Below are 3,799 nucleotides of genomic sequence, written 5' to 3' on the forward strand. Positions count from 1 at the left end.
TCCGATCTCGTTTGGTGGGTTTACTAGAGGGGTTGTGACGGTATGAGCACTGAGACCATGGGCGAGGCACTGCCTCAGCAACTGAAAGATCAGCTCCAGGCGCGCGTGCGCCAGCAGGACTTCGCCGAGCTGGTTGGCATCTCCCAGCAGGCGGTGAGCCAACTCATCCAGAAGGGCGCGCTCGAGCCCGGGGACACGCTCGATCGGTGGCTCTTGGCGTACTGCGAACGACTGCGCGACCAGGCGGCCGGCCGCGATGCCGATGGCAGCCTGGCCAAAGAGCGCGCCGCCCTGGCTCGCGTTCAGCGCGTGGGCCAGGAGATCCGCAACAACAAGGAGATGGGCGAGTGGGCGCCGATCGGCCTGCTCGGGGATGTGCTGGCGCTGGCATCGCAGGCTGTCACCGATCGCTTCGATTCGCTCGAAGGGTCGATCCGCAAGGCCTGCCCGGACTTGCCTGGCGAAGCTTTGAACCAGATCCGAAGGGTGATCGTGAACGCTCGCGCCGAGTGGATCCGCTCCACGGCGCAGCTGGTCGACCAGGCGCTCGATGCTGTCACCGAAGACGAGCCCTACGACCAGGGCGAGCCCGAGCTGGCCGACACGGATGACGACGAATCCGCAACCGCCCCTTGAGGGGCACCCCCAGGAGAGTGCAACCATGAGCAATCCCGAGTCGCAGGCGCCGGCACCGCAAGTGCAACCGATCGAGGAGGTGGTCGGCGACGCGATGCAGTCGCTGCTGGAGTTCACCTTCCGCTTCGTCAAGCAGCGCTTCGGCGAGCAGAGCGCCCTGGCCCTGTTCGACCAGGTGCAGGCCGGCGCTGCCACGCTGGACGCGCGCATGCAGATCCGCGGCGGGCACACGCACCTGCTGTGCCGCCTGGTGCCTCACAACGGCGAGCAGCCGCGCATCCTGGCGGATTGGGATCTGATGACGACGATCGGCGAAGCGCGGCACTGACCCATGGCCGGCCGAGACGAGTTCGCCTTCGAGATGCTCTCCGACCTAGCCACAGCGCGGTGGCGAGGCCGAGAGCCTAGCCCGCAAGCGCTGGCCTGGTTCGCTGAAGGCGTTTGGCGCTGCGGTCGCACGGGCGAGAGTTTGGAGCAGGCCCTCGGTCTGGCTGGGCCTGGCATGGCCTCAGTGCGCCGGCGCTTGCTGCTCATCCAGCGGGACGAGCATCTGCTGCGTGCGGCGCATGCGGTGTCGGTCAGCGATGCCGCCGACTTGTGGGAGAAGTGCTCTCGACTGGCGCCGTTGCTCAAGCGGTTCGAGGCTGCCAAGTGGAGCCGCGAAAGCGTCAGGGCTCTGCACTCGCCCCCCGAGAGTTGGGAGAAGTGGGAGCGGCACGCGCTGCGGGCGTTTCAGGTTGGAGAAGGAGTGCCGCTAACGGCCCTCGGTCTGCACAACCGACTCAAAAACTTAAACCCCCCCTTTTCGGTTTCGGATGGCGCACCGACAGTGCTTTCACGATTCGTTTGAGCAATGACCGCATGCATCGCATCAGCATATTCGGGGACATCGGTGGCTTCGGCATCACGGCCGACTCGATCAAGCAGCAGCTCGACACCATCGATCCGGCCACGCCCCTGATCGTCGAGATCAATTCTCAGGGCGGCTCTGTCAGCGAGGGCATGGCGATCTTCAACCTGCTGAAGGCTTGGCCCGGTGGGGTCACGATCGTGATCGTCGGCTGGTGCCTGTCGATCGCGACTGTCATTGCCATGGCTGGGCGTGTCATCCAAGCCCACGAGACCTCGATGATCATGGTTCACGCCGCCTGGGTGACGAGTAGTGGCAACGCGAACCAACTCCGCGAGGAGGCTGCGCTGCTCGATCAAGTCAACGGGACCATGAGCATCGCGTATGGCCGAACTGGCCAGCCTGCCAGCGTGATCGCCGGATGGCTCGATGGTGCTGATCACTGGTTCACCGCAGCCGATGCCCTTGTCGTCGGCCTCATCGATGAAGTTATTCCCGCGAACGAGCGCGCCGCCGCGCCGATCGACGTTCGCGCCTGTCGTTTCAACGTCCCGGCACCTCTGAAGGAAAGGATCCTCGCCATGCCGCAAACCCACGCCCCCGCCAATGAAGCCGAGATCCGCGCCGCCGCGCTGCGCGCGGACAACCAGCGCCGGCAGGGCATCCGCGCGAAGTTCGCCTCGTTCGCCTCGTTCGGTTCGAGCGATCCGAAGATGGTCGAGCTGATGCGCGAGTGCGAAGACGATCCGCAGTGCACGCCTCAGGCGGCCGGCCAGCGCATCCTGGCCGCGCAGGCTGCCACCATGAGCTCGGCGGCCGGCCACTACAGCCCGCGCAGCGCCGAAGAGACCCGCATGAGCGACTTCCGCGCCGCCTGCACCGATGTGCTGCTGCAGCGCGCGGGCATCGCGGTGAAGGAGCCGCACCCGGCAGCGCAGGACGTTCGCGGCCTGTCGATCGCCGGCATGGCCGAGCGCGTGCTCAGCATGCACGGCCGCTCGGTCTCCAGCATGTCGCGCGCCGAGCTGATCAACGCTGCACTGACCACGAGCGACTTCCCGCTGCTGCTGGCCAACGTCTCGGGCAAGGCGCTGCGCATGGGCTACGAGTTCGCGCCCTTCACCGCGAGCTGGACCGGCGAGCGCACGGTGGCCGACTTCAAGCAGCAGAGCCTGGTCTCGCTGTCGGAGGCGCCGAGCCTGGACAAGGTGAACGAAGGCGCGGAATACAAGTACGGCAACCTGTCCGAGTCGAACTCGACCTTCAAGGCCGATACCTACGGCAAGCTGGTGCGCATCACGCGCCAGGCGCTGATCAACGACGATCTCTCGGCCTTCTCCAACATGCCGCAGGCCATGGGCCAGGCAGCGCGCCGGCTGGAGATGAAGATGGTCTATGACCTGCTCACGAGCAACCCGACGCTCGGCGACGGCTTCGCGCTCTTCCACGCGAACCACGGAAACCTGTCGACGGCGGGCTCCCCCGACCTGGCCAAGCTCGGCGCAGCCCGCGCGGCGATGCGCAAGCAGAAGGGCATCGCGGGCGCCGACTATCTCGATCCGACCCCCCGTTATCTGATCGTCCCGGTGGCCCTGGAGACGGCCTGCGAGCAGCTCCTGGCCAGCCTGGTCGACCCGAGCAAGAACAACGCGACGCCGAACGTCGAGTGGGTGCGCGGCCTGGAGCTGGTCGCAGACCCGCGCCTGGACGAAGTCAGCGCCTCGGTCTGGTACCTGGCGGCCTCGCCGCAGCAGACGGAAGGCATCGTGCGCGCCTACGTCGAGGGCCAGGACCGGCCGCACCTCGACCAGCAGGAGCACTTCTCGCGCGACCTGGTCGAGTTCAAGGTTCGCATGGATATCGGCGTGGGCGTGGTCGACTACCGCGCGCTGCATCGCGTCGGCTGACCGTTCGCAGAGCGCCTTGCCAGGGTGGTGCCGGCGAGAAGCTCGCCATAGCCGGCGCCATCGGTTTCACGTCGGGGCCGCGCTCGACCCATGGTGAGCATCCTCCGGTGATCCGAAACCGTCACCGGGCCCAGCAAGGAACGCGGCCCCTAACCGCTGAGAGCTGGGCATCTTCACTTCCGGAGTACTTCCATGGCAGAAGCCGCAGCGGCAACGGTTGCTTGGCTGACATCGCAGACCGGGCTCACGATCACTCTTACCTCGTTCGAAGCCTTCGCAATCGCCACTGCGGTGGAACTGGTCGCGGCAACACCTTGTGTCGGTCCATGCGTGAGGCGTGCTGCCCTCAACCAGTCGCCCGTCAGCCTCAGCGCAGACACGGGGCCGCGATGACCATCCTCAACCT

Annotated in this window: 5 protein-coding genes; 4 read left to right on the forward strand and 1 reads right to left on the reverse strand. The window is 66.4% G+C overall.

Annotated features, from left to right (window positions below):
* Positions 1–57: 57 nt before the first annotated feature.
* The 4 genes from AB7U92_RS23495 to AB7U92_RS23510 all read left to right on the forward strand — a co-directional run bounded on the left by AB7U92_RS23495 (position 58) and on the right by AB7U92_RS23510 (position 3,393).
* Positions 58–636 carry a hypothetical protein gene (locus AB7U92_RS23495; protein WP_428582669.1) on the forward strand — a complete coding sequence of 193 codons (579 nt, stop codon included), beginning with the start codon at positions 58–60 and terminating at the stop codon, positions 634–636.
* A 25-nt stretch (positions 637–661) separates the two neighbouring features.
* On the forward strand, positions 662–964 hold the full coding sequence (locus AB7U92_RS23500; RefSeq protein ID WP_428582671.1) for a hypothetical protein: 303 nt from the start codon (positions 662–664) through the stop codon (positions 962–964).
* 195 nt (positions 965–1,159) lie between these two features.
* Positions 1,160–1,486, forward strand: a complete 327-nt coding sequence (locus tag AB7U92_RS23505) for a hypothetical protein (RefSeq protein ID WP_428582673.1) — start codon at positions 1,160–1,162, stop codon at positions 1,484–1,486.
* An 11-nt stretch (positions 1,487–1,497) separates the two neighbouring features.
* Entirely contained in the window at positions 1,498–3,393 is a 1,896-nt protein-coding gene (locus tag AB7U92_RS23510) for a ClpP-like prohead protease/major capsid protein fusion protein (protein WP_428582675.1), read from the forward strand.
* 173 nt (positions 3,394–3,566) lie between these two features.
* Here the strand turns inward: AB7U92_RS23510 and AB7U92_RS23515 are convergent.
* Positions 3,567–3,799 (reverse strand): hypothetical protein (locus AB7U92_RS23515; protein ID WP_428582677.1); only part of this gene is annotated, 233 nt, incomplete at its 5' end.

It is taken from the genome of Piscinibacter sp. (genome assembly GCF_050175855.1).
In the GTDB taxonomy this organism is placed as follows: Bacteria; Pseudomonadota; Gammaproteobacteria; order Burkholderiales; family Burkholderiaceae_C; genus Piscinibacter.